A 24967-nucleotide genomic window follows, 5' to 3' on the forward strand; every position below is an offset into this window, starting at 1 on the left:
GAGTCGCAATAGGCATGATTCATCTCCCTGAGAAGTTACGGCTTCGCGCCAGGGCCCAGTATCCCGGCTCACTACCCGCTGTGGTAGAGACAACGCGTGCTTGATGGTCATGTCGAGCATGCCCGCTACGGGTAGGCTCTGCGCGTGGACTGGCTTTGGAATCTCCTCGACCCGACGTGGTGGCTCACGATTCTCGGCGCTTTCGCCACCATCGGCGTTCTCGCGATCATCTTCGCCGAAACGGGTCTGCTGCTCGGGTTCTTCTTGCCCGGTGACTCACTGCTGGTGGCCGCGGGGATTTTCAGCTCGGCGTCGGTGGCCGCGGGAATGGGCATCGCCCCGCTCTCGCTCCCCGTCCTGCTGATCGGCACGCCGCTGTGCGCGATCGCCGGTGCCCAACTCGGGCATTTCCTCGGGGCGAGATTCGGTCGCAAACTCTTCGACAAACCGGATTCGCGGTTGTTCAAGAGGGAACACGTGCTCAGGGCCGAGGAGTTCTTCGAGAAGTTCGGTCCCGCCAAGGCGGTGATTCTGGCCAGGTTCGTGCCGATCGTCCGTACGTTCATGAATCCCGTCGCCGGCGTGCTGGAGATGAGCCCCAAGCGTTTCTTCCTGTGGAACGTGGTCGGCGGCGTCGTCTGGGTCGAGGGCCTCATCCTGCTCGGCCATTTCCTCGGCGGCCAGGTCGACCCCAAGCAGATCGACAAGTACATCCTGCCGGGCGTCTTCGTGATCGTGTTCATCTCGCTGATCCCGATCATCGTCGAGGCCGTCAAGCACCGCCGCGCCGCCAAGCAGCTCCCGGAGCCCAACGGCAAGCACCACCGCGTCCAGTCCAGCTGGACGGCTCCCAGTGACAGCCAGTCCAACTGGCCGGCGCCCACCGACGGCCAGGCCGGCTGGCCGGCGCCCACTGACAGCGGTTCGCCGGACATCCGGCACTGAAACGACGCGCCCGAGGACAACGGTCCTCGGACCGCCGCCGGCCCTGTCTCCGCGCGCGGAAGGGCGGTCGGCGCGCAGCCGACGACACCAACCGCGGCACCAACCGCGGCACCAACCGCGGCACCAACCGCGGCACCAACCGCGGCACCAACTGGGCGCACTGACTGGACTCACCAACTGGGCGCACCGACTGCGCGCACTGACAGCGACGGCGGATCACCACCGGGTACGCTGCCCCCTGTGGGACGCCACAGGTCAGATCCGATGGGCATCGCCCGATTAGCGCTCGCCGTCCTGGCGGCGGGGGCCGTGGTGACGCTGCTGGTCATCGGCGGTCGCGCGCTGATCGGCTCGCTCGGCGCGGCGGCGCCCGACCGCGAGCCCGCCTCCGCCCCCGCCACGGACCCCTCGGCCGGCCCTTCGACCGGCCCCTCGACGGCCTCGGAAGCCACCGGCAAGGTGCCGACCGTACGCATCGAGTGCCTCGCCGAGACCTGCCCCCTCGTCACGGTCCGCGTACCGGGCGGGGACGTGCTGCAGTACCGCGAGATGAGCAAGGGCGAGGAGGTGAGCTACTTCGAGCCGGAGCTGGACGTCGTGCTCAGCGACGCGGGCACGGTCCGCGTCACGGAGAACGGCAAGCCGCGCGACCAGGGCAAACAGGGCGCCCGCGAAGCCTTCACCGTCCGCGACCCCGGCTGACCCCGGACACGGGCGTCCGTCGCGCGGCTCGCCCTCCCCTCGAACACCCGCGGGAGCGCGGTCCGGCGGGTCAGAGCCCCAGGTCCCCCAGCGTGTACGCCGACCGGTATTCCAGCCCCTCACCCGTGATCCGCTCCCTGGCCCCCCGGTCCACGATCGTCGCCACGGCCACCACCTCGGCCCCCGCCTCCCGCAGCGCCTCCACGGCCGTCAGCGGTGAGGCGCCCGTCGTGGAGGTGTCCTCGACGGCCAGCACCCGCCGCCCCTTCACCTCGGGCCCCTCGATCCGCCGCTGCATGCCATGAGCCTTCTGCGCCTTGCGCACCACGAACGCGTCCAGCGCCCGCCCGCGCGCCGCCGCCACGTGCAGCATCGCGGCGGCCACCGGATCGGCCCCCAGCGTGAGCCCGCCCACCGCCTCGTAGTCGAGGTCGGCCGTCAGGTCGAGCATCACGCTGCCGACGAGCGGCGCGGCCACGCCGTCGAGCGTGATCCGCCGCAGGTCGAGGTAGAAGTCGGCCTCCTTGCCCGAGGAAAGGATGACCTTGCCGTGCACCAGGGCCTTGTTCTTGATCTCGGCCAGGAGGTTGTCGCGATCCGTCATGGGTCCAAGCTTAGGGTCCTGATCAGGGCGAGGGCCTGCCCGTACGCCCTCGGCAGAGGCCGTACCCGGACCCGGGGCCGCCGCCCGTACAGGATCTCCGAGGCCCGGAGCCGCGCCACCCTCTCCGCCAGCAGCTCGTCCCGATCCGTCACCGCCCCCACCCGGAGCGGCCCCAGCAGCGCCAGCGTCTCGTCCCCGGGGAACGCCGCCCGCAGCGCCGTGGCCAGGTTGAGCGCCGCCGCCAGCCGCTCGGCCAGCTCCTCCACCCGCTCCGACGGCTCGGCCACCACCAGGCACGTTCCGGCGGGCGAGCCCCGGTAGAGCTGCGCCAGCCGGGTACGCAGGTACGCCAGGCTGACCAGCCCCGTCAGCGGATCCTCGCAGTGCAGCTCCCCGATCGGCGCGAAGCTCTGCTCCGCCCACCCCGCCGCGAACGAGCGCACCGCGGTGAACGGCGGCTCACCCGCCCCCGAGACCGCGAAGAGCGCCGCCAGGTCGTTCAGGCCCTCGGCGATGCCCACGCCCGCGCCCGCCCGCGCCGCACCCAGGCCCCAGCACGCCTGCGACAGGTCGCAGCCGCCGCACACGGCCTTGATCACGACCTCCGCCTCGGGCGTCCACCAGTCGTCGGCGAGCGACCAGCCCGTCGCCATGCTCCTGCCGCGCCACCGCGCCAGTACGTCCTGCTCCATCGAATGCCTCCCGGAGTAAAGACGCGGGCGCGGTTTAGTCATGACGGGGAATGCGGAATGATTGCGCGGGGCAACCCCGCGTAATCGTGAGGTCACTATGGGTGTCGAATCGCCGCAAAGCGATGCTGATCTGCTGCAGGCCGTCAGAGAGGGCAATGCCGCTGCCTACGGGGAGCTCTACGAGCGCCACGTGGCGGCGGCCCGCGCGCTGGCCCGGCAGCTCGTCAGGGGCGCCGAGGTCGAGGACGTGGTCGCGGAGTCGTTCACGAAGATCCTCGATCTGGTGGGCAGGGGCGGCGGGCCGGAGTCCGGCTTCCGCACCTACCTGCTCACCGTGGTGCGGCGCACGGTCTACGACCGCTCCAGGGTCGAGAGCCGCCAGGTGAGCACGGGAGAGATCGAGCAGTACGACCCGGGGGTGCCCTTCGTCGATCCCGCGCTCGTCGGGCTGGAGCGGTCACTGATCGCCCGGGCCTACCTGTCGCTGCCCGAGCGCTGGCGGGCGGTGCTCTGGCACACCGAGGTGGAGCGGGTCCGGCCGGCCGAGGTGGCGCCGCTGCTGGGGCTGTCGGCCAACGGGGTGGCCGCGCTGGCGTACCGGGCCAGGGAGGGGCTGCGGCAGGCGTACCTGCAGATGCACCTGAGCGCCCCGCCGCAGCACGAGTGCCGTCCCGTGCTGGGGAAGATGGGCGCCTACGTGCGGGGCGGGCTGGCCAGGCGCGACTCCAAGGTGGTCGACGACCATGTGAGCGGCTGCGAGGAGTGCCACGGGGTCCTGCTGGAGCTGACCGACGTCAACCGAGGGCTGCGCGTCATGGTGGGGCCGCTGATCGCCGGGCCGCTGTTCGGCGGCTACGCGGCGGCGCTGGCCAAGGCGGTCGCGGGCGGCGGTGGCGCGGGCGGCCTGCTGCGCCTGTTCGGCCGGCTGCGGCGGGCGCCCAGGCAGCAGCAGGTGGCGGTGGCCGGCGGCACGACGGCGGTCGCGGTGGTCGTGGCGGCCGCGCTGCTGCTGGCCTCCGACGAGCCGCCGATCAGGAAGCAGCCCGAGGTCAGGCAGGTGGCGCAGCCGCCCGCGTCGGTGGCGCCGGTGCCGGTCCCGCTGCCGAGCGAGGCGCCGGCCAGGGTGCCGCCGCCGGTCAGGAAGGAGCAGCCGGGCAAGGCCCGGCTGCGGGCCACGATCGACCCTCTCGGCGCCCTCGTACGCGCCCAGCCCGGCATCGTCGGCATCCGCCTGCGCAACTACGGCGAGGGGCCCAGCGAGGAGCTGGCGGCGCACGTGGACCTGCCGCCGGGCGTCACCCTCGTCCCCCAGGCGCGGCGCGGCCAGGCCGCCGCGCTCCACGGCCCCGTGGGCACGGTGGACGGCTGGGCGTGCCGCCCGTCGGCGGGCGGCGCCAGGTGTGCCAGGGCGCCCCTGGCGGCGGGGCAGGGCACGACGGTGTTCCTGCGGGTGCTCGTGGCCGACGAGGCGCCGGAGGGCCCCGGGCCCGCCGTCCGCATCGCCGCCGGCTCGCTGCGGGTCCAGGCCCGCGCCGAGGACGGGATACGCGCGAGCGGCGCGCCGGCCAGGTTCGCCACCGACGGGAAGGTGGCCGTCAGGGCGATCGGCAACACGCTGCTGAGCTGCCCCGAGGAGCGCGCGGGCTGCCCGGAGGCCAGGCGGCGCCAGAGCGGGCAGCGCGACAACGACCTGTGGCCGATGGCCGCGCTCGACCAGGACGATCGGCCCGACACCGAGTCCTCCAGCGGGGCCGAGCTGACCCTGCCGAAGGGGGGCGAGGTCGTGTGGGCGGGGCTCTACTGGTCGGCCACCGGCGAGGACGCCACGGGGCCCATCAAGATCAGGCCGCCGGGGCGGCGCAAATACCTGACGGTCCGGCCGAGCCAGGTGACGACCCGCGAGCTCCCGCTGGGCCCCGTCTACCAGGCGTTCGCCGACGTGAGCGAGCTGGTCGGCAACGTGCGCGCGAACGGCACCTGGTGGGCGGCCGACGCGCCGATGCGGGAGGGAGTCGCGCGGCACGCGGGCTGGAGCCTGGTGCTGATCGTCACCGATCCGTCGGAGCCGTACAGCCAGGCCGTGGTGCTCGACACGGCGACCGTCATCGGCGGCGAGTCGCGGCGGGTGCGCATCCCGCTGGGCGGGCTGATCCCGGCCGCCTCGCCGGCCAGGGTCGAGCTGGTCACGTGGGAGGGGGATGCCGACCTGAAGGGTGACAAGGTCTCGCTCGGGTCCGGGCCGCTCACGCCGGGCGGCGGCGACCGCGACCCCTCGAACGTCTTCGACGGGTCGTCGGGCGGCGTGGCGGAGATGACGTTCGGTACGGACGTCGATACGGTCAGCGCTGAGCTCGGGGTGGATCCCGGGCTGACGATCGTCACCGACAAGGACGTGGTCCTGTTCGGAGTCGCCGCGCTGAGTGTGCGGGCGCGATCGTGACCGTGAACGGGACAAACTGGTACGGTCTGCCTAAATGGTCTGGCCCGACGGTGAGCGGGTGCCGAATCGTCGGGATTAACCCTCGCGCGATCACCTGCTTTCATTACCCTGAGAGAGGGCCGCCGAGTCCGGTCTCTGACGGTGCAGAGCCAGCAAGGTCGGACCACCAGGAAAGGGGCGGTGTCAGTGGATCGCTGTGCGCTGTTCGTGGACGCCGGCTATCTGCTGGCTGATGGAGCGATGGCCGTGCACGGCACGCGTCATCGCGAAGCGGTTTCCTGGGACTACCCAGGGCTGCTCCAGTTGATGACCAGCCTGTCGCGCGAGCGCACCGGCCTGCCGCTGCTGCGGTGCTACTGGTACGAGGCGACCGTGGAGGGCCGCCGCACCCCGGAGCACGACGCACTGGCCGACATACCGGGTCTCAAGCTCAGGCTGTCACGCATCCGGCCGGGCCGGCGCGAAGGCGTCGACGCCCAGGTCCACCGTGACCTCATGACCCTCGCCCGCAACAACGCCATCTGCGACGCGGTGGTGGTCAGCGGCGACGAGGACCTGGCGCAGGTCGTGTGCGACGCGCAGGACCTCGGCATCAGGGTGAGCGTCATCCACATCGCGGCCGACGGCGGCTGGGCCGTCTCGCGGTCGTTGCGGCAGGAGTGCGACGACCTCGTGGAGCTGGGCGCGGTCCACCTGCGGCCTTACGTCAGCGTGGTGACCGGCATCACCGAGTCGTCCAACGGGCACCACCAGCCGATCAGCAACGGGCAGTCCACCCACTCGTTGCCGCCCGCGCAGCCGACGAGCCTGCCTCCGTCCTCATCGCCGTCCCTGCCCTCCTCGTCGCTCCCGCACACGCCGTCGTCCACGGGCAGCCACGCGGCCGGCTCCTCCTCGCTGAACAGCCAGCCGTCGATCAACGGGCCCTCGTCCAACGGGTCGTCCTCCGGGCGCGGCCAGTCCTCGACGCCGCCGGTGCTGCCGACGTACAGCAACTACCAGCAGGAGCAGCCGCCCCAGCCGCCGCCCGCGGCCCCGGTCACCGGGCCCATCCAGGCGCAGCCCCAGTCGTCCAGCCCCAGCACCGGCCAGTTCGCCTCCCCGTCCAGCGGGAGCTACCAGCCGTCGCAGCTCGGCCCGTACACCGGCCCGCAGCCCGCCCCCGTCAGCCCGCCCTCGGCCGCGACGGCCGGGGCCACCACGCTGGCCGACGCCGTCAAGGCCGCCCACCGCGAGGGGCACGACTTCGGGGAGTCGGTGGCGCGCGACGCGCCCGCGCTGTGGCTGGAGGCGGTGCTCGCCCGCAAGCCGCGCATGCCGTCGGACCTGGAGGCGCGGCTGCTGCAGGGGTCGTCCCTGCCGATCGACTTCCTGCTGCACGACGAAGTACGCCACGCGCTGCGGCGCGGCTTCTGGGACGCCTTGGAACGCGCCCGCCACTGACGCCACACCGTTCCCCCCGAGCGCACCACCCTCTGAGCCCCTCGCTCGCCTTCCCCCCCATGCCAGCCCGGTGGTTCACCGTGCCACGAGAAACCCCCGGGGCCATGCGTACGTCCCGGGGGTGCGGCGTCAGAGCTCAGGAGAGCGCGTCGAATCCGGCGCGCAGATGGTTCAGGCGATCGGTCAGATCGGTCAGCGGCACGGCCAGCGCCGGGTCCTGCGACTTGCGGGCCAGCTCTCTGACCCGGGCCAGCTCGTCCTCCACGGCCGTCAGCCGCCGCGACAGCTCCGGCAGCACCGACGCGTGGTCACCCGTCCCCGGCGGCAGCTCGCCGCTGAGGCGGTCGCGGAGCATCGACGCCTGCTCGGCCAGGCGCTTGTTCATGTTGTACAGCTCGGTGAACACCGACACCTTCGCCCGCAGCACCCACGGGTCGAATGGCTTGGTCAGGTAGTCCACCGCGCCCGCCGCGTAGCCGCGGAAGGCGTAGTCGGGAGCGCTGTCGACCACGGTCAGGAAGATGATCGGGATGTTCCTGGTGCGCTCCCGCCGTTTGATGTGCGCGGCGGTCTCGAACCCGTCCATGCCCGGCATCCGCACGTCCAGCAGGATCAGTGCGAACTCCGTGTTGAGCAGCGCTTTGAGCGCCTCCTCTCCCGACCTGGCGCGCACCGGCACCAGGTCCAGTGAGCTGAGGATCGCTTCGAGAGCGATCAGGTTCTCCTCGCGGTCATCAACGAGGAGGATCTTGGCACGATCCGGCATCGATCACGACCCTTCGGCTGAGGAGGCTGATGCGTCGGACGCGGCGCCGCGCCCGCGGCTGAGCCAGCCGCGCAGCCGTTCGAGCAGGCGGTCCACGTCGACCGGCTTGGGCACGTAGTCGGACGCGCCCGAGGCGATGCTCTTCTCGCGATCGCCGCGCATGACCTTGGCGGTCAGCGCGATGATCGGCAGATCGGCGAACTGGGGCATGCGGCGGATGGCCGAGGTCGTGGCCCAGCCGTCCATCTCCGGCATCATGATGTCCATCAGCACGAGCGCGACGTCCTCGTTCCGTTCGAGCTGCTCGATCCCCTCCCGGCCGTTTTCAGCGTAGACGACTGTGGAGCCGTGTCGCTCCAGGACGCTGGTCAGTGCGAACACGTTGCGGATGTCGTCGTCGACGATGAGGATCTTCGCGCCGTTCAGCGGATCGTCGCCCTGCCACTGGCTGGGCGTCTCGACCGGCGGCTCGACCAGCTCGGGCATCGGCAGGTCGAGCGGCAGCGGCGGCTCGGACGCCGGGCCGGACGGATCCTCGGACGGCGGCGTCATGAGCTGCCGCCGCGAGGCCGCCCCTCCGTCGGTAGCGGCCAGCGGACCGGTGTAGGAGGCCGGCAGGTAGAGCGTGAACGTGCTGCCCTTGCCCAGCTCGCTGTCCACGTGGATCTCGCCGCCGAGCAGCCGGGCGATGTCCCGGCAGATCGCCAGGCCCAGGCCCGTGCCGCCGTATTTCCGGCTCGTGGTGCCGTCGGCCTGCCTGAACGCCTCGAAGATGACGTCCCGCTTGTCGGGCGCGATGCCGATGCCGGTGTCGATCACCTGGAAGGCCAGCAGGTCGTCGGCGTCGTGCAACGTGTCGTCGTCGAAGTCGACCCCGGCCGGCGCCGTCGAGACGCGCAGCTTGACCTCCCCGCGCGGGGTGAACTTCACCGCGTTGGACAGCAGGTTGCGCAGCACCTGTTGCAGGCGCTGCTCGTCGGCGCGCAGCTCGTGCGGCACGTCGGGCTCGACGTCCGCGGTGAACGACAGGCCCTTGTCCTGCGCCAGCGGCGCGAAGGCGGCCTCCAGCAGGTCGACCATCTTCGGCAGCGACACCTGGATCGGGTGGATGTCCATCCGGCCCGCCTCGACCTTCGACAGGTCGAGCATGTCGTTGATGAGCTGGAGCAGCGCCGAGCCGGCGCTGTGGATCGTACGGGCGAACTCGACCTGCTGCGAGGTCAGGTTGCCCTCGGCGTTCTCGGTCAGCAGCTTGGCCAGCACGAGCAGGCTGTTGAGCGGCGTGCGGAGCTCGTGCGACATGTTCGCCAGGAACTCGGACTTGTAGCGCGAGGACACCGCGAGCTGCTCCGCCCGCTCCTCCAGCGTGCGGCGGGCCTGCTCGATCTGGAAGTTCTGGATCTCGATCGCGCGGTTCTGCTTGGCCAGCAGCGCCGCCTTGTCCTCCAGCTCGGCGTTGGACCTGCGCAGCTCCTCCTGCTGGCGCTGCAGCTCGTCGGAGCGCTCCTGCAGCTCGCGGGTGAGCCGCTGCGACTCGGTCAGCAGGTCCTCGGTGCGGGAGTTGGCGATGATCGTGTTCATCGTGACGCCGATGGTCTCGACGAGCTGTGTCAGGAAGTCGAGGTGCACCTCCCCGAACGGCGTGAACGAGGCCAGCTCCAGCACGCCGAGCACGCGGTTCTCGAACAGGATCGGCAGCACCACGATCTGCGCCGGCGTGGACCGGCTGAGCCCGCTGTCGATGGTGATGAACTGCGGCGGCACGTCGTCCAGGACGATGTGCCGGCCCTCGGCCGCCGCCTGGCCGACGATGCCCTCGCCGATCCCGAAACGCTGGCGCGGGCCACGGTCGGGCCGCACGCCGTAGCCGCCGATCAGGATCAGCTCGTGGTCGCCCTCGGGGTCGATGCTGTAGAAGGCGCCGTAGCGGGCCGACACCAGCGGCGTCAGCTCGCTCATCGTCAGCTTGGCCACCTCGAGCAGGTCGCGGTGGCCCTGCATGAGCCGGGAGATGCGGGCCAGGTTGGACTTGAGCCAGTCCTGCTCCTGGTTGGCCTGCGTGGTCTCGCGGAGGTTGGCCACCATCGAGTTGATGTTGTCCTTCAGCTCCGCCAGCTCGCCCTGCGCCTCGACGGCGATGGAGCGGGTCAGGTCGCCGCGCGCCACGGCGCTGGTCACGGTCGCGATCGCGCGGATCTGGGTGGTGAGGCTGCCCGCCAGCTCGTTGACGCTCTCGGTGAGCCGCTTCCACGTGCCCTCGACGCCCTCGACCCGGGCCTGGCCGCCGAGCTGGCCCTCCGAGCCCACCTCGCGGGCGACTCGGGTCACCTCGGAGGCGAACGACGACAGCTGGTCGACCATCCGGTTGACGGTGGTCTTGAGCGCCAGGATCTCGCCCTGCGCGTCCACGTCGATCTTGCGGGTGAGGTCGCCGTTGGCGACCGCGGTGGTCACCTCGGCGATGTTGCGGACCTGGTACGTCAGGTTGTTGGCCATGGAGTTGACGTTGTCGGTGAGGTCCTTCCAGACGCCCGACACACCCTTCACCCTGGCCTGGCCGCCGAGCTGCCCCTGCGTGCCGACCTCGCGGGCGACCCGGGTGACCTCGTCGGCGAACGACGACAGCTGGTCCACCATCGTGTTGAGGGTGTCCTTGAGCTGCAGGATCTCGCCCTGCGCGTCGACGGTGATCTTCTTAGACAGGTTGCCCTGCGCCACCGCGGACGACACGGCCGCGATCTGCCGCACCTGCGAGGTGAGGTTGTTGGCCATGGAGTTGACGTTGTCCGTCAGGTCCTTCCAGACCCCGGACACGCCGCGCACCTGTGCCTGGCCGCCGAGCTGGCCCTCGGTGCCGACCTCGCGGGCGACCCGGGTCACCTCGGAGGCGAACGACGACAGCTGCTCCACCATCGTGTTCATGGTCGACTTGAGCTCGAGGATCTCGCCCTGGGCGTCCACGTCGATCTTGCGGGTGAGGTCGCCGTTGGCGACCGCGGTGGTGACCTGGGCGATGTTGCGGACCTGGTAGGTCAGGTTGTTGGCCATGGAGTTGACGTTGTCGGTGAGGTCTTTCCAGACGCCCGACACGCCCTTCACCTCGGCGCGCCCGCCCAGCTTGCCCTCGGTGCCCACCTCGCGGGCCACGCGGGTGACCTCGTCGGCGAACGACGACAGCTGGTCGACCATCGTGTTGAGGGTGTCCTTGAGCTGCAGGATCTCGCCCTGCGCGTCGACTGTGATCTTTTTCGACAGGTTGCCCTGGGCCACCGCCGTCGCCACGGTCGCGATGCTGCGCACCTGCGACGTCAGGTTGTTGGCCATGAAGTTGACGTTGTCGGTGAGGTCTTTCCAGACGCCCGACACGCCGGTGACCTGCGCCTGGCCGCCGAGCTGGCCCTCGGTGCCCACCTCGCGGGCGACCCGGGTCACCTCTTCGGCGAAGCCGGAGAGCTGGTCGACCATCGTGTTGACGGTGTTCTTCAGCTCGAACATCTCGCCCACGGCGTCGACGGTCACCTTGCGGCTCAGGTCGCCCTTGGCCACCGCGGTGGTCACCACGGCGATGTCGCGCACCTGCGCCGCCACCCGGGAGGACATCGTGTTGACGGCCTCGGTCAGGTCGCGCCAGCTGCCCGACATGCCGCGCAGGTTGGCGCTGCCGCCCAGCCGGCCCTCGGTGCCCGCCTCGCGGGCCACCCTCGTGACCTCCGAGTTGAACAGGGCGAGCTGGTCCACCATGCCGTTGATGGCCTTGCCCAGGCGCCGCACCTCGCCGCGCGCCGAGCGGTCGAGGTCGATGCGCCGCGACAGGTCGCCCTTGGCCACCGCGTCGATGACGTCGGCCGCGCCACTCACCGGGCTCACCAGGGCGTCGATCAGCATGTTGACCGACTCGACGCTCTCCGCCCAGGCGCCGACACCCGGTCCGGGCGTCAGCCGCTCACCGAAGCGGCCTTCCTTGACGACTTCTTTACGTACGCGCACCAGCTCGTTGGCGAGGTGCTCGCGACGATCGGCCACTTCGTTGAGCAGCAGCCGCACCTCGCTGAGGATGCCAGGAGGCGCATGAGGGACCCGACGCCGGAAGTCGCCGTCACGCCAAGAGAAGAGAGTCTCCAGGATGGGCACGAGATCCGACTCGGTGTAAGTCCTCTCCTCAGGGCTTGGCGCGGCCTTGGCCGTGGTCATGGGGCCTCCTTCACTCGCTGCTGGCTCCGGCGAGTGATTCAAGTCTGTCACGATGAGTAGCTCGTAGTCCTGTCCTTGGATTTACCCCAAGTCAGCGGGAAGTGTGGTAGGCACGTTGGGATGACTGCTTCTCCCCATGCGGTGCTCGCTGCGACCTTCGCGCCGGGCGAGACCGCTGTGACGGCTGCGATGAGGTTCACGCGCGAGGTGATGACCGCGTGGGCCACCGGCGGCGTGCTCCATACTGCCGAACAGGTCGCTGGAGATCTGGCAGAGCAGGTCGCTGACGAGCCGTTTGAGGTGATTTGGAAGCATTTCGGGGACGCAGTCCAGGTGGAGTTGCGGCAACGAAACCTTTCCCAGGGTGATCCAAAAGCTCCTTCCGTCAACGTCGAGGAGTGGGGAGTCACCTTTGCGGGTGATTCCCGTGTCCATTGGGCAAGGCTCACGCTACCTGGCTCGGCGGACCGGGTGGCGGCCGAATGGCTGGAGGAGAGCAGCAGAGGGCCACATTGGCTGGGGTTCCTGGCCGACGCCAGCGACCTGCTGGCGGGCACGCTAGACCCCGACATGGTCCCGGCGATCATCGCCCAGGTCGTGGTGCCCAGGCTGTCGAGCTGGTGCGCCGTCTACACCTCCGACAACTCCGGCCCGCTGCGGCTGGTCTATCTCTGGCACGCCGACGAGGCCCGGATCGACGGGCTGCGCGAGCAGCTCACGGACATGGACATCAGCGCCGCCGACACCCGGGTCACCTCCATGATCCACCTGCCCGAGTCGCAGGTGCTCGCCGTGCCGCTGATGGCGCGCGGCCGCAGCCTCGGCATGATGTGCCTGGGCCGGCCCGACCGCTTCCCCGACGAGGTCATCCAGTTCGCCGAGGACATCGGCCGGCGCGCCGCGCTGGCCATGGACAACGCCCGCCTCTACGCCCAGCAGGCCGCCGCCAACCGGGCGCTCCAGCGCAGCCTGCTCCCGCCCAACGAGCCCGAGGTCCCCGGGCTCGACTACGGCGTCATCTACGAGCCCGCGGGCGAGGCCAACGAGGTCGGCGGCGACTTCTACGACCTGTTCAAGGCGGGCGACGACTCGTGGCGGTTCGCCATCGGCGACGTCTGCGGCACCGGCCCCGAGGCCGCCGCCGTGACCGGCCTGGCCCGCCACACGCTGCGGCTGCTGGCCCGGGAGGGCTACGGCGTGGCGGCGGTGCTCGGGCGGCTCAACCAGGCGATCCTGGAGGAGGGCGAGCGGGCGAGGTTCCTCACGCTGCTGCACGGCGACATCACGCCCGTCGAGAGCGGGCTGGAGGTGCGCCTGGTGTCGGCCGGCCACCCGGAGGCGCTGCGGCTCAAGCCGAGCGGCAAGGTCGAGGCGGTGACCACGCCGCAGTCGCTGCTCGGGGTCTTCCACGAGGTCCTGTTCGAGGCCGACACCGTCCACCTGGAGCACGGCGACGTGCTGCTGGCCGTGACCGACGGGGTGACCGAGCGGCGCTCCGGCGGGCGGCTGCTGGACGACGACGGCGGCCTGGCCAAGCTGCTGGCCGAGTGCGCGGGGCTGTCGGCGCGCGCCGTGGCGGAGCGCATCCGCAGGGGCGCGGCGGAGTTCGCCTCCGAGCCGAGCGCCGACGACCTGGCGATCGTGGTGCTGCGCGCCCGCTAGCCGAGCGCTGTCAACCCGGCGGTCACAGATTTGCGCGCCCGCTGGGCCGAGCCGCCCGTCGCTGCTGCTCAAACGTGCGCCCCTCCAGCTGATTGCGGGTGGGCGTGATGCTGACAGGCGAGCGGGCCGACGTTCAAGGCCACCTGTCAGGAAGATTCTTACAGAGTGTCAGACATCACTCGACATGCTTGCGGGCGAACTCCAGCTGCAGCGCCGTCTGCGCGATCCGCTCCGAGACCACGAGGGACCCGGGGAAGGCGTCGTAGGTGTAGACCTCGTGCTCGCGGCCGTGCTCGGCCAGCTTGGCCACGTATTTCTCGATCTGGCGCAGCGGGCAGCGCAGGTCGTTCTCGCCCGCGAGGATCAGCAGCGGGCTCTTGACCTGGTCGACGTAGGTGATGGGGGAGCTGGCCGCGTACCGTTCGGGCTGCTCGTCGGGCGAGCCGCCGAGCAGGGCACGGTGGAAGGCGCGCAGGCTCTCCGCCTCGTCCTCGTACGAGGTCTGGTGGCAGGCGATCGGCACCGCGGCGATGCCGCACGCCCACAGGTCCGGCTGGGTGCCGAGGCCGAGCAGCGTGAGGTAGCCGCCCCACGCCGAGCCCGCCAGCACCGTCCTGGACGGGTCGGCGATGCCCTGGTCGACCACCCACTGCCGGACGGCCGCCACGTCGGCCAGCTCGATGTGTCCCACGTCGCCGCGCAGCGCGTCGCGCCAGGCCGAGCCGTAGCCGGTCGAGCCCCGGTAGTTGACCCGCACCACCGCGAACCCCGCGTCGACCCAGGCCGCGACCTCCGGCGAGAACGCGTCGCGGTCGTGCGACGTCGGGCCGCCGTGCAGCAGGAAGGCGGTGGGGAAGGGGGCGGTGCCCACCTCGGGCTTGGAGACCAGCGCGTGGATGCGGCCGCCCTCGCCCTCGACGTCGATGTCCTCCACGGGCACGCTCGGCGGGGCCGGCGGGCCCCCGGGGTTGACCACGACCTGGCCGGTGCTCGACCGGATGACCGGCGGGCGCGAGGCGCTCGACCAGGAGTACTCGACGTGCCCGCCGGGCCGGGGAGCGGCCTCCTCGATCACGCCGTGCGGGGTGTCGATGAGGGTCAGGCCGCCGCCGGCGAGGTCGTAGCGGTGCAGGTAGCTGCGGGCGCGGTCGTCGCGCATGATGAGCAGGCCGCGGCCGTCGTCGTACCACTCGGCCGCCAGGTCGCCGGCGTCGCGCAGCCAGATCTCGCGCTGCTCGCCGGTGACCGGGTCCCAGACGAGGGGCTCGTGGCGCTGGCGGCGCTCGTGCAGGGCCAGCAGGCGGCGGTCGCCGACCACGGGGGCGAAGCTGAGGCCGACGACGCCCTTGGACGGGCCGTCGTGGAGCTCGCCCACCGTGCGGCCGTCCTGGCGGACGACGCGGAGGGCCGGATGCCGGAAGTCGCCGTATTCACCATGATTTATCGCGATAAGGGAGCCGTCGAGGGACATGCCGGCCAGCCAGGCGGCCTCCGTGTGCTCGTACAGCGTTTCGGCCCGCTCGCCCTCGCGTACCAGGTGGATGCGGAACGCGCCGTCCCTGGCCAGGCTGATCGCCGCGACGCCAGTGGTGGACAGCGCGATGCCGCCGGTCTGGCCCGGCCGCAGGTCGGGCGCGACCGGCTCGTCGGGCCCGCCGGTGAACGGCTGGCGCCACCACTCGCCGAACTCGTCCCCGTCGGTGTCGGCGAACCAGTAGATCCACTGGCCGGTGGGGTCGATGGAGGCGTACGCGGTGCCCTTGGGGCGGTCGGTGACCTGGCGGATGGAGCCGGCCACGCGGTCCCAGGCGTAGACCTCCCACGTTCCGGTGGCGTTGGAGCGGTAAATGGAGCGGTTCGGTGCCTGGCGCGCCCAGGACGGCAGCGTCATGCGCGACGCCCGGAACCTGGCCTGCCAGCGTTCCTCCGCCTTCATCCGGTGCGCCCCCTCCCTTTGATGTCCCGCGCCGCCGGGCGTGGGATGCCGTCCAGTATTGCGCCTGTTCCGGGGAAATACTGCGAGAATGTGGGGGAATTTCGGACTAAATGCCCCATCAGTAACACCGGCCGCTCATGTCCGTCAAGTAACGGGTCTTGATCGGGGCGCCGGCTCGAAGATAGACAGGTGAAACGCTGCGCGCGTTACTACTTTTCGCTGTCCTTTAGCGACGTTCCGGGCGACAAATGCCGCAATTCGCTCATCGAGCGTGGTCGCGTCGTTATGCCATGCACTCGGGCCCATCCCGACAACCTGGGCGATGTCACCATGCCCCAGCTCCATCTCGAACTCGATCGAGCGCCGCCCGGACTCCGTGAACCCCTCCAGGCTGCGTGCCACCCTGCGCTCCTTCTCCTCGTCCACGGAGAGGAGGCCCAGCTCCTCGACCAGCGGGCTGAGGTGCTCGGGTGCGGGGGTGACGACCACCGCGACCCCGCCGGGCCGCAGGATCCGCCTGAACTCGGGCCCGTTCCTGGGCGCGAACACGTCGATCACCACATCGGCCACCCCGCTCCTGATCGGTAGCGGGCGCCACACGTCGGCCACGAACACCCCTGCCCTGGGATGCACCCGCGCCGCCCGGCGTACAGCGTGCTTCGACACATCGAACGCCATCCCGATGCCATCGTTGACCGCGTCGAGCGCGGCCGCCAGGTAGTGCCCGGTGCCCGCGCCTGCGTCGACGATCACCGGCGCGGCCCTGCCCTCCGCGCGACGATCCTCGACGATGTCCGGCTCCCGCGCGGGACCTCCTGGCCCCGTGCCGTAACCGGCCTCCACTCCCGCCCCACGGTACGCCCTCAACTCCGTGCCGTCATTCGTTTCGGTAGAGGACTCACGTTTTCCTGGAACGTTCTCACCTGTCGCATGCGTCCGGACTGCTTCCGCGACCGCGTCGGCGAGCGGGGCGTAGTGCCCCTCGTCGAGGAAGGCGGCCCTGGCGGCCACCATGGCGGGGCTGTCGGCGGTGCCCGGCGGCCTGGATCCGACGAGCAGGCTCACGTATCCCTGCTTGGCGACATCGAAGGTGTGCCCGGCGGCGCAGCGCACGGCGCTCTCGTCGAGCCGCAGGTCGGCTCGGCAGACGGGGCAGATGAGGTATTCGACGATGTCGGCCAGCATGCGGCCCATTCTCGCGGCAGGCGGGGAGCGGATGGGTCAGGCGGCGCTGGCCTCGAGGAGGAAGGCGGCGTTGGAGGAGGTGGAGCGGAGCCTGTCCACGAGGACTTGCAGGCCCTTCTGCTTCTCCAGGGTCGTCAGCGATCGACGCAGCCGCCAGACCACCTGCCGCTCCGCCTCGTGCAGCAGGATCTCCTCGCGCCGCGTGCCCGAGGCGTCCAGGTCCACGGCCGGGAACACCCGCCGCTCGGCCAGCTCGCGGGTCAGGTGCAGCTCCATGTTCCCGGTGCCCTTGAACTCCTCGTAGAGGCTGTTGTCCATCCGCGAGCCCGTGTCCACGAGCGCGGTGGCGATGATGGTGAGCGAGCCGCCGCCCTCCACGTTCCGGGCGGCGCCGAAGAAGCGCTTCGGCGGGTAGAGGGCGCGGGCGTCGATGCCGCCCGTGAGCACCCGTCCGCCGCTGGGCGCCAGGTTGTTGTACGCGCGCCCCAGCCGGGTCAGCGAGTCGAGCAGCAGCACCACGTCCCGGCCTGCCTCCACGAGGCGCTTGGCCCGCTCGATGGCCAGCTCGGCGACGGCGGCGTGGTCGCGGTCCGGGTGGTCGAAGGTCGAGTAGAACATCTCGCCCGGAATGGTGGCGCGCATGTCGGTGACCTCCTCGGGCCGCTCGCCCACCAGGACCACCATCAGGTGCGCCTCGGGGTGGTTGCGGGCGATCCCGGCGGCCAGCGCCTGCAGGACCATGGTCTTGCCGGCCTTGGGCGGCGCCACGATGAGGCCGCGCTGCCCCTTGCCGATGGGCGCGAACAGGTCGATGACGCGCGTGCTGAGCGACTCGGTCTCGATGTTGAGCCGCTCGGTCGGGTGAATCGGCGTGAGCTCGGCGAACCGGGGCCGGCCGCGCCACTCGGTGGCGCCGTTGACCGACTCGACGTCGACGAGCCTGTTCCCGGCGAGCGACGCGACGACGTGGTCGCCGGGACGCAGGTCGTACTGCCGTACTTTTTCGGGGGGAAGGCGGACGTCGCCCGGAGCGGGCAGGTGTCCCGCACGGATGAACGCGGATTTGTCGTTGATGTCCAGAAGGCCACTGACGTGGCGGATCGAGACAGAAGAACGCTGTTCAGGAATGGTTTGCACAGACATGATGGAGCCCCTTGAGGGAAAATGCGCCGGGCCCCGAGGAGCCGGGCGTGATGATGAAAGGAAGCCGGGCCCTCGCGAAGGGGGCTGGGCTGTGGTGAGGATCAGCGGAGCTGGAGCTCAACGCTTGGTGGGAAGATACCACACCATCCAGCCCATGGAACACCTAGCCCTCTTGGGCTATTCCCGGGCGGTTCTCGTGTCTTGACCCGCGAACGCGGGGTAGGTGCGTGACAATGTTCTTCTCGGCACCGTACTGCGAGGAAAATTACCGCGCCCGGTGTATCGAACAGCACTGAACCCCCATCGGCGCAGCGTCATCGTGTCAAGTGGCATGCAGGGTCCCTGCAACTCGGTGAGGGTTCCATTGGGACCAACAGGAAGACTCCTTGGGGGAGCACCATGAAGACCAACCACTGCCCGCGGTGTCACCACGAGCTCGACGAAGGCCCGATCATGTACAGGTGCGCGCACTGCCGCCGCGCCGTCTTCGCCGCCGACCTCGAGAACGAGTACGTCCCGCGCCGGCCCGTCGCGGCCTAGGACCGGCGGCCCTAGTCTTGCCGGGTGCCGCACAGATCTATGACCGTGTCCGGCGTCGAGGTGACACCACTCTGCGACGCCGTGGGCCCCATGGGAGCGTCGATCCGCCGCCCGCCGGCGGAGATGTTCGCCGGCTCCGGGCTCCAGGACGAGCCGTGGGTCCTGCACTTCCACTGCTATCTGCTCCGCGACGGCGCCGGCCGGCTGACCCTGGTCGACACGGGCATCGGCGCCGCGGACTCGCCGGCGTCGAGCTGGGCGCCGGTTCCGGGCACGCTGGCCGGTGAGCTGGCCGCCGCGGGCGTCGCGCCCGCCGAGATCGGCACCGTGATCCTCACCCATCTGCACAGCGACCACGCCTCGGGCGCGGTCGCCGACGGCAGGCCGGTGTTCGAGAACGCCCGCTACGTGCTCCAGCAAGCAGAGCTGGACGCGGCCCGTGGCCCGATGCTCCACGAGGTCGTCAGCAAGATCAGGGCTCAGCTCCACGTGGTCGAGGGCGACGCCGAGGTCGCGCCGGGCGTGCACGTCCACTCCGCGCCGGGGCACACCCCCGGCCACCAGATCGTCAGGGTCGGCGAGCTGGCCATGACCGGCGACCTGGTCCTGCACCCCGTGCAGCTGGACGACCCGGCCATCCGCTACGTCTACGACGACGACCAGGAGGCCGCCGCGCGCACCCGGGCCGAGGTGCTCGCCGCGCTCAGGGCCGAACGGGCGATCCTCGCCACCGCTCATTTCAGCGAGCCGTTCCTGCGTCTGTGAGCGGGTTCGGGCAACATGTCTTCTCATGAAGATTCGTGTTGCGGCCGGTGTCGCACTTGGAGCCGTTCTGGTGGCCCCCTCGGCCGCGTCCGCCGCGACGGCGGCTCCTGAGCTGTCCGGTGCCGCCGTCTACGCCGCCTATGCCGGCTCCACCGGCAACCAGCTCAGCCGGTATCAAGGCGGCAAGTGGAGCACCGTCGCCACGACGGGCACCATGCCGCAGTACGCCGCCTCCCCCGACGGCAGGAAGGCGGCCTGGGTGACGCAGACCGGCCGGCTCCAGGTCAGGCAGGGCGGCAAGACCACCACGATCGTGAGCGGGCTCCAGGGCGGCACGCCGTGCCTCACCCCGGTCTGGTCCGCCGACTCGACGCAGGTGGCGTACCCGCAGGGCAGCGACACGATCATGTCCGTCAAGGCCGACGGCACCGGAGCGCCGCGCAAGCTCGGCAGGTCGCAGGGCGTGTGCCACCTCGCCTGGTCGGCCGACGGCCGCTACGTGGCGGGCTACACCGGCGAGGCCGACGCCCTCTACCGGCTCGACGTCAAGACCGGCAAGGCGGCCCCGGCCAAGGGCGTCAAGTGGATCACCCACGTGCAGAGCCTGTCCCCGAACGGGCGCAACGCCGTCGTGCAGTTCCCCGCCAACCCCGACATGCTGGGCGACGGGAGCTGGCCCACGGCCTTCAAGCCGGTGGTGCTGGACATGGTGACGGGCAAGAAGCGCCCGCTCGCGGTCAAGGGCAAGCTGATCGGAGCCCTCTACCTGGCCGACGGGCGGCTGGTCGTGCGCGTCGCCGGCACCGACCACAACACGCTGGTCGTGCTCGACGGCGCGGGCAAGGAGCTCCAGCGCATCGCCGAGCCCGCCAAGGCGAAGAAGCAGGCCCTGCTGCAGGTGCTGCCGTAGCCGCCCTCCCTACCTCCCGGCCAGCGCGGGCTGGTCGGCCAGGAGGGAGGCGGGCAGGGCGACCATCGCGGTCAGGCCGCCGTACGGCGAGGGCGCCAGGGTGACCTTGATGCCGTGCCTGGCCGCGAGCCTGGAGACCACGAACAGCCCGAGCCGTTCGCTCTGCGCCAGGTCGAACTCGGGCATCTCCGTCAGCCGGTCGTTCAGCTCGTCGAGCTCGACGCGCGGCAGGCCGAGCCCGCGGTCCTCCACCTCGACGAGGACGCCGTGCGGCGTGCTCGCGCTGCGCACGTCCACCCTGGTCTGGGGCGGGGAGAAGAGGGTGGCGTTCTCGACCAGCTCGGCCATCAGGTGGGCCACGTCGGTGACCGCCGAGCCCAGCAGCGCGACCTGGGGCGGCTGGAGCACCTCCACCCGCTCGTACTCCTCCACCTCGGCCACGGCGGCGCGCAGCACGTCGAGGATGGGCACCGGGTTGCGCCAGCCGCGGCCCGGCGCCTGGTCGGACAGGATGATGAGGCTCTCCGCGTGCCTGCGCATGCGGGTGGTGAGGTGGTCGAGCTTGAACAGGTCCGCCAGCACCTCCGGCGCCTCCGTCGCCCGCTCCATGCTGTCGAGCTGGAGCAGCTGCCGGTGCAGCAGCGACTGGTTGCGCCTGGCCAGGTTCACGAAGACCTGGCTGACGCCGTGGCGCAGGCGGGCCTGGCTCACGGCGGCCTCGACGGCGGTGGACTGCACGTCGTTGAAGGCCCGCACGATGTCGCGCACCTCGGACGTGTGCGCCTTGACCTCCAGCGGCGCCACTTCGGCGGCCGTGGGCGGCTCGGTGTTCGTCCGCAGCCGCTTGACCAGCCCGGCCAGCCGCACCTCGGCCAGCTCCGTGGCGGCGTCGCGCAGCCCGGCCAGCTCCCGCACCAGACGCTTGCGGAAGCGCAGCGAGAGCATGATCGAGGTGATGACCGCGAGCAGGCCCAGGCCGCCCGCCACGCCGAGCTTGATGAGCATGCCGATCGCCGTCGGCGTCACCCGCCGCACGATGCCCTGCACGGCCAGGGCCTGGTCGCGCTCGACGGCCTCCCACAGGTTCTGGCCGTCGATGGGCCAGGTCGCCGCGCCCGCGGGCAGCCCGCCGTTGGCGGCCTGGCTCCTGATGGCGTCCTCGGCCGCCAAAAACTCCGCGTAGACCGGCGAGGCGGCCAACCTCTCGTACGGCCCCCGCAGGGCGCCGTCCAGATGCGACAGCGCCTGGGAGAACAGCAGCCGCCTGGTGGCCACCATCCCCGTGAACGACTCCCGCTCGCGCGCCTCCACCCTGCCCTTGGCCAGCACGACCGCGATCAGCGCCCGCTCCCTGGACAGCACGTCCTTGGCCTCGCCCAGCATGGTCACCGCCCGGGCCTGCTGGTAGAGGGCCATGTCGGGCACCAGGACCATGGCGTCGTACATGCGGAAGGACGCGTCCACGATCTGGCTGTAGCCGTCGATGACGTCGAGCGGCGCGACGACGGAGCCGTCCACCTCGCGCCGGACGTCGGTGAGCTGGTCGAGCTTGCCGTTCAGCGCGTTGAGCTGCGCGGTCATCTCCGGTGACAGGTCGCGCAGGTTTCCGGACAGCGAGCGGAACGTCTTGACGGCCCGGTCGGTCCGGCCGCGCTGCTTGGCCATCGCGTCCGCGCCCTGCCCGGTGACCAGGAACTCCACCGACACCAGCCGCTCGTTCTGGAGCTCGATGTTGACCTGCTCGGACGGGTTGGCCAGGTTCGTGGCCAGATCGTTGATCGACAGCAGGCGGAGACCGTCACCGCCGGTCAGGCCCGCCGCGAACGCCCACAGGCCCACCAGGGACAGCAGTGGGACGAGCAGGAGGATGAGAAGTTTCAGTGCGATGGGACGGCCACGCGTGGGGGGCATGCGACCTCCGGGTGCATGATGAGATCGCCTCGCAGAGTACACCCCCCTTTGGAAGGATTTCTGTGCGTCTTCCGCGTTCCTTCTCCGGCTGGACCATCGCGGTCTTCGGCTTCCTCGCCTTCGCGCTCGGCCTGCTCGGGTTGATCTCGCCCGACACCCTCCTGGCCATGCTGGGTTTCGAGGTGCTCGACACGCGGCCCGCCGGTGACTACACGCTGGTCTATATGGCCGCCTCCTCGATGGCGGCCGTGAACATGGGCGTCTACTACGTGTTCGCCGCCTCGGCGGACTACACCCCGTTCTTCCGCTGGACCGTGCCGTTCCGGCTGGTGACGTTCGCGGTCTTCACCACGCTGGTGCTGACCGGGGCGGCGCCCGGCAAGTTCTTCGGTGTCGGGCTCTGGGAGGGGCTGGGAGCGGTGATCACCGGATTCGCGCTCTGGCGCGAGGGCAAGCTGCTGCCCTCGCGCCAGGATGTCGCTGCCTAGTGGTGCTCGTCCGTTCCGCGGGCGACGAGACGGTCGCCGGACGCATGCTCGCGCTCCAGCTTCCGCTCCAGGTCGCGCTTCTCGTCCTCCAGCTGGGCCACCCGGTTGGAGGACTCCGCCCTCGCACTGCGCAGCCGGCGGCGCTGCCTGGCGGTCCTGCGCGACCCTGAGCCCATCAGCCAGACGCCCAGCAGCAGGACGGCCACCGCGGCCGCACCGGTGAGGAACATCTCCACGTGATTGAGCTCGAAGGTGTATCCGAACAGGATGTACCTGGTGCTCTCCTCGGTGAGCACCAGGTAGAACGCACCGCCGGCGAGCAGGATCAGGATCAGTCCAAGTACGATCATCCAACTCACCCCTTGTCGTAAGAGAGCGTTTCCACTGCCCGGAGATCGACGGGATATGCGCGATGATGTCGTTCATGAGACCCGAGCCTGGGCAGGTCCTGCACTTCTCCGAGGATCCGACGATCGAGCGGTTCGTGCCGCACGTCGCCGTGACCTCGGCGCTGAGCGAGCCGTACGTGTGGGCGGTCGACCACGACCGGTGCCCCGACTACTGGTTCCCGCGTGCCTGCCCCCGGGCGATGGCCTGGGTCGGGCCGCGCACCTCCAAGGAGGACGCGGCCCGGATCGTCGGCGCCGGCTGCGGCGACCGGGTGCACGCCATCGAGTACTGCTGGCTGAAGGCGCTGATGGACGTGCGGCTGTACGCCTACCGGCTGCCCGCCGACGGCTTCGCGCCCATCGGGGACCCGCCGCACGCGGTCGTCTCCAAGGCCCCCGTGCTGCCGCTGGGCCCGCCCGAGCCGGTGGGCGACCTGTTCGAGCTGCACGAGGAGGCGGGGATCCAGCTCAGGGTGCTGGACAACCTGTGGCCGTTCTGGAACGAGGTGACGTCCAGCACCATGCAGTTCAGCGGGATCCGGCTGCGGAACGCTCGTCGATGAGGGCCAGCAGCGTGTCCACCGGCATCGAGCCGGGCGCCAGCTGCTCCCTGGCGGACCTGTTGGCCTCGCGCCGCAGCGTCTCGTTGACCGGGGCGGGCACGCCGTGCTCGCGGCCGATCAGGACGATCTCGCCGTTGAGGTAGTCGGCCTCGATCGAGCCGCTGCCCCTGGCCAGGCTCTGCCAGGACGACCCGCCGCTGCGCTTGATGCCCTCGATGGGGCGCATGTCCACTCTGTGGCCGCGTACCTCGGCCTCTTCCTCGGGGGTGGAGTAGGCGATGCCGGCCCGGTCGAGCACGGTCATGGCCTCGGCCCTGGCTCGCGCGGCCAGGTCGGCCAGGCCGGGCACGTGGCCGACGAGCGCCTCGGCGGCGTTGGCCAGGTTGCCGAGCAGCTTGCCGTATTTCCAGCGCATCACGTCGGGAGCGCTCCGCCCCACGAGGCCGTGCTTGCCGAGGTCGGTCACGACCAGCTCGGACAGCTCGTCCACACCCTGTGGATAACGTCCGACGTGCAACATCCCGGAGTAGGGGTAGCCGCCCGCGGCCACGACGCCGGGCTGCGGGATCTGGGCCGGCAGCCACACGCACATGGCGTAGACGCGCTCGAACCGCCGCAGGACCATGCGCTCGTTGGCCACGCCGTTCTGGGCGCACACCACGGGCAGGTCGGACGGCCAGGGGGCCAGCGCGGCGATCGTGTCCTGCGACTTGGTCGCCAGGATGAGCACGTCGTCATCGCGCACGGGCACGGGGCCGTCGGCGGCGGGGATGTCCAGGGTCTCGGAGAACTCGGAGGTGATCAGTCTCAGGCCGTCGCGCTTGATGGCCTCGTAATGGGCCCCTCTCGCGATGAGGAGGACCTCGTGCCCGCCCTGGAAGAGGCGGGCCCCGATGGTCCCCCCGACTGCTCCTGCCCCGATCACTATGTAGCGCATTGTTCGAGGATGTCACTCCTCACTTCGCAAGTGCCACTTGGGCCTGCGCCGGCACGCCGCCACCGCGGGCCCGCTCCCGCCAGATCGTCTTCAGCACGCGCCAGCCGTCGCGCACGGCGTGCAGGTTGCTCGCGCCGTGGATGCGGGAGCGCTCGTGGCTGGGGACCTCGTGGATGACGAGGCCGGCCTGGGCGGCGCGGACGTTCATCAGGGTCTCGATCTCGAAGCCGTCGCAGTCGAGGTCGAGGGTGTCGAGGTGGCGGGCCCAGAAGGCGTTGTAGCCGTAGCAGAGGTCGGTGTAGCGGGTGCCGTAGAGGAAGTTGGTGAGCCCGGTGAGGACCTTGTTGCCGAGCGAGCGGATCGGACTGAGGTCGTCCGAGCCGCCACCAGGGGCGTACCTGGAGCCCTTGGCGAAGTCGGCGCCGCTGACGAGGGTGTCGACGAAGGCGCGGATCTCCCTGCCGTCGGTGGACCCGTCAGCGTCGATCATGACGATGATGTCGCCCCGGGCGGCCTGGAAGCCCTCGATGAGCGCGTTGCCCTTCCCGCGCCGGGTCTGCACGACGACCCGGAGGTCGGGGCGCAGCCTGCGTGCCACGGCGATGGTGTCGTCGGTCGAGTTGCCGTCGACCAGGATCACCTCGTCGATCCAGTCGGGCAGCGTGGCGAAGACGTGGGGAAGATTCTCGGCCTCGTTCATCGCGGGAACGATGACACTGACGCTGGCGGCGAAAGGCTGCTTGTTCATGGAACCA

Annotated in this window: 21 protein-coding genes; 10 read left to right on the plus strand and 11 right to left on the minus strand. The window is 70.7% G+C overall.

All coding sequences use genetic code 11. From position 1 onward, the window contains the following. Positions 1-144: 144 nt before the first annotated feature. The gene (locus AB0J69_RS53485; protein ID WP_364135160.1) at positions 145-945 is read left to right on the plus strand and encodes a DedA family protein; all 801 of its coding nucleotides are present in this window, start codon (positions 145-147) and stop codon (positions 943-945) included. Between the two features lie 240 nt (positions 946-1185). Beyond that, complete coding sequence (locus AB0J69_RS53490) at positions 1186-1647, plus strand: hypothetical protein (RefSeq protein ID WP_364135163.1); 462 nt, start codon at positions 1186-1188, stop codon at positions 1645-1647. Positions 1648-1717: 70 nt separating this feature from the next. Here the strand turns inward: AB0J69_RS53490 and pyrE are convergent, their stop codons facing one another. Both pyrE and AB0J69_RS53500 read right to left on the minus strand, forming a co-directional pair. After that, on the minus strand, positions 1718-2251 hold the full coding sequence (gene pyrE / locus AB0J69_RS53495; protein WP_364135166.1) for an orotate phosphoribosyltransferase: 534 nt from the start codon (positions 2249-2251) through the stop codon (positions 1718-1720). Continuing rightward, positions 2248-2943, minus strand: a complete 696-nt coding sequence (locus AB0J69_RS53500; protein WP_364135168.1) for a hypothetical protein — start codon at positions 2941-2943, stop codon at positions 2248-2250. The genes pyrE and AB0J69_RS53500 overlap by 4 nt, the downstream gene beginning before the upstream one ends. A gap of 97 nt (positions 2944-3040) precedes the next feature. Here AB0J69_RS53500 and AB0J69_RS53505 point away from each other — a divergent pair, with 97 nt between their 5' ends. Together AB0J69_RS53505 and AB0J69_RS53510 are read left to right on the plus strand one after the other, a co-directional pair. Next, on the plus strand, positions 3041-5383 hold the full coding sequence (locus tag AB0J69_RS53505; RefSeq protein WP_364135171.1) for an RNA polymerase sigma factor: 2343 nt from the start codon (positions 3041-3043) through the stop codon (positions 5381-5383). 186 nt (positions 5384-5569) lie between these two features. Further along, on the plus strand, positions 5570-6826 hold the full coding sequence (locus tag AB0J69_RS53510) for an NYN domain-containing protein (RefSeq protein WP_364135174.1): 1257 nt from the start codon (positions 5570-5572) through the stop codon (positions 6824-6826). A 136-nt stretch (positions 6827-6962) separates the two neighbouring features. On the opposite strand, the gene AB0J69_RS53515 is transcribed toward AB0J69_RS53510, so the two are convergent. Both AB0J69_RS53515 and AB0J69_RS53520 read right to left on the minus strand, forming a co-directional pair. Next, on the minus strand, positions 6963-7592 hold the full coding sequence (locus AB0J69_RS53515) for a response regulator (protein ID WP_364135177.1): 630 nt from the start codon (positions 7590-7592) through the stop codon (positions 6963-6965). 3 nt (positions 7593-7595) lie between these two features. Continuing rightward, positions 7596-11783 (minus strand): HAMP domain-containing protein, encoded by a 4188-nt coding sequence (locus AB0J69_RS53520; RefSeq protein WP_364135180.1) that lies wholly within the window; start codon positions 11781-11783, stop codon positions 7596-7598. 471 nt (positions 11784-12254) lie between these two features. Between AB0J69_RS53520 and AB0J69_RS53525 the strand changes: the two genes are divergently transcribed. Continuing rightward, the gene (locus tag AB0J69_RS53525; protein ID WP_364135183.1) at positions 12255-13445 is read left to right on the plus strand and encodes a GAF domain-containing SpoIIE family protein phosphatase; all 1191 of its coding nucleotides are present in this window, start codon (positions 12255-12257) and stop codon (positions 13443-13445) included. 175 nt (positions 13446-13620) lie between these two features. Here the strand turns inward: AB0J69_RS53525 and AB0J69_RS53530 are convergent, their stop codons facing one another. From AB0J69_RS53530 to rho, 3 genes are all read right to left on the minus strand, one after another. After that, positions 13621-15381: a prolyl oligopeptidase family serine peptidase gene (locus AB0J69_RS53530; RefSeq protein WP_364135185.1), complete on the minus strand. Its 1761-nt coding sequence runs from the start codon at positions 15379-15381 to the stop codon at positions 13621-13623. Positions 15382-15525: 144 nt separating this feature from the next. Next, positions 15526-16566: a putative RNA methyltransferase gene (locus tag AB0J69_RS53535; protein WP_364135188.1), complete on the minus strand. Its 1041-nt coding sequence runs from the start codon at positions 16564-16566 to the stop codon at positions 15526-15528. A 36-nt stretch (positions 16567-16602) separates the two neighbouring features. Continuing rightward, positions 16603-17709, minus strand: coding sequence for a transcription termination factor Rho (rho, locus tag AB0J69_RS53540; RefSeq protein ID WP_364135191.1), 1107 nt, complete (start codon positions 17707-17709; stop codon positions 16603-16605). Between the two features lie 399 nt (positions 17710-18108). On the opposite strand from rho, the gene AB0J69_RS53545 reads away from it, so the two are divergent. Genes AB0J69_RS53545 through AB0J69_RS53555 form a run of 3 tightly spaced genes read left to right on the plus strand, consistent with a single transcriptional unit; the run spans position 18109 to position 19924 of the window. Then, positions 18109-18249, plus strand: a complete 141-nt coding sequence (locus AB0J69_RS53545) for a hypothetical protein (RefSeq protein WP_364135194.1) — start codon at positions 18109-18111, stop codon at positions 18247-18249. A 24-nt stretch (positions 18250-18273) separates the two neighbouring features. Next, positions 18274-19014: an MBL fold metallo-hydrolase gene (locus AB0J69_RS53550; protein ID WP_364135197.1), complete on the plus strand. Its 741-nt coding sequence runs from the start codon at positions 18274-18276 to the stop codon at positions 19012-19014. A gap of 25 nt (positions 19015-19039) precedes the next feature. Beyond that, complete coding sequence (locus AB0J69_RS53555; protein ID WP_364135199.1) at positions 19040-19924, plus strand: hypothetical protein; 885 nt, start codon at positions 19040-19042, stop codon at positions 19922-19924. 9 nt (positions 19925-19933) lie between these two features. Here the strand turns inward: AB0J69_RS53555 and AB0J69_RS53560 are convergent, their stop codons facing one another. Beyond that, positions 19934-21835 carry a nitrate- and nitrite sensing domain-containing protein gene (locus AB0J69_RS53560; RefSeq protein ID WP_364135202.1) on the minus strand — a complete coding sequence of 634 codons (1902 nt, stop codon included), beginning with the start codon at positions 21833-21835 and terminating at the stop codon, positions 19934-19936. 62 nt (positions 21836-21897) lie between these two features. On the opposite strand from AB0J69_RS53560, the gene AB0J69_RS53565 reads away from it, so the two are divergent. Further along, entirely contained in the window at positions 21898-22323 is a 426-nt protein-coding gene (locus tag AB0J69_RS53565) for a hypothetical protein (protein WP_364135204.1), read from the plus strand. Here the strand turns inward: AB0J69_RS53565 and AB0J69_RS53570 are convergent. Continuing rightward, positions 22320-22673 carry a hypothetical protein gene (locus AB0J69_RS53570; protein WP_364135207.1) on the minus strand — a complete coding sequence of 118 codons (354 nt, stop codon included), beginning with the start codon at positions 22671-22673 and terminating at the stop codon, positions 22320-22322. The two genes, AB0J69_RS53565 and AB0J69_RS53570, sit on opposite strands and share 4 nt — an antisense overlap. A gap of 74 nt (positions 22674-22747) precedes the next feature. On the opposite strand from AB0J69_RS53570, the gene AB0J69_RS53575 reads away from it, so the two are divergent. Further along, positions 22748-23275, plus strand: coding sequence for a DUF6886 family protein (locus tag AB0J69_RS53575; RefSeq protein ID WP_364135210.1), 528 nt, complete (start codon positions 22748-22750; stop codon positions 23273-23275). Here AB0J69_RS53575 and AB0J69_RS53580 read toward each other — a convergent pair. Both AB0J69_RS53580 and AB0J69_RS53585 read right to left on the minus strand, forming a co-directional pair. After that, entirely contained in the window at positions 23241-24212 is a 972-nt protein-coding gene (locus tag AB0J69_RS53580) for a 2-dehydropantoate 2-reductase N-terminal domain-containing protein (RefSeq protein WP_364135213.1), read from the minus strand. The two genes, AB0J69_RS53575 and AB0J69_RS53580, sit on opposite strands and share 35 nt — an antisense overlap. A 19-nt stretch (positions 24213-24231) precedes the next feature. After that, entirely contained in the window at positions 24232-24960 is a 729-nt protein-coding gene (locus AB0J69_RS53585) for a glycosyltransferase family 2 protein (RefSeq protein WP_364135215.1), read from the minus strand. Positions 24961-24967: the final 7 nt, after the last annotated feature.

This window comes from Nonomuraea sp. NPDC049709 (genome assembly GCF_040674815.1).
In the GTDB taxonomy this organism is placed as follows: Bacteria; Actinomycetota; Actinomycetes; order Streptosporangiales; family Streptosporangiaceae; genus Nonomuraea.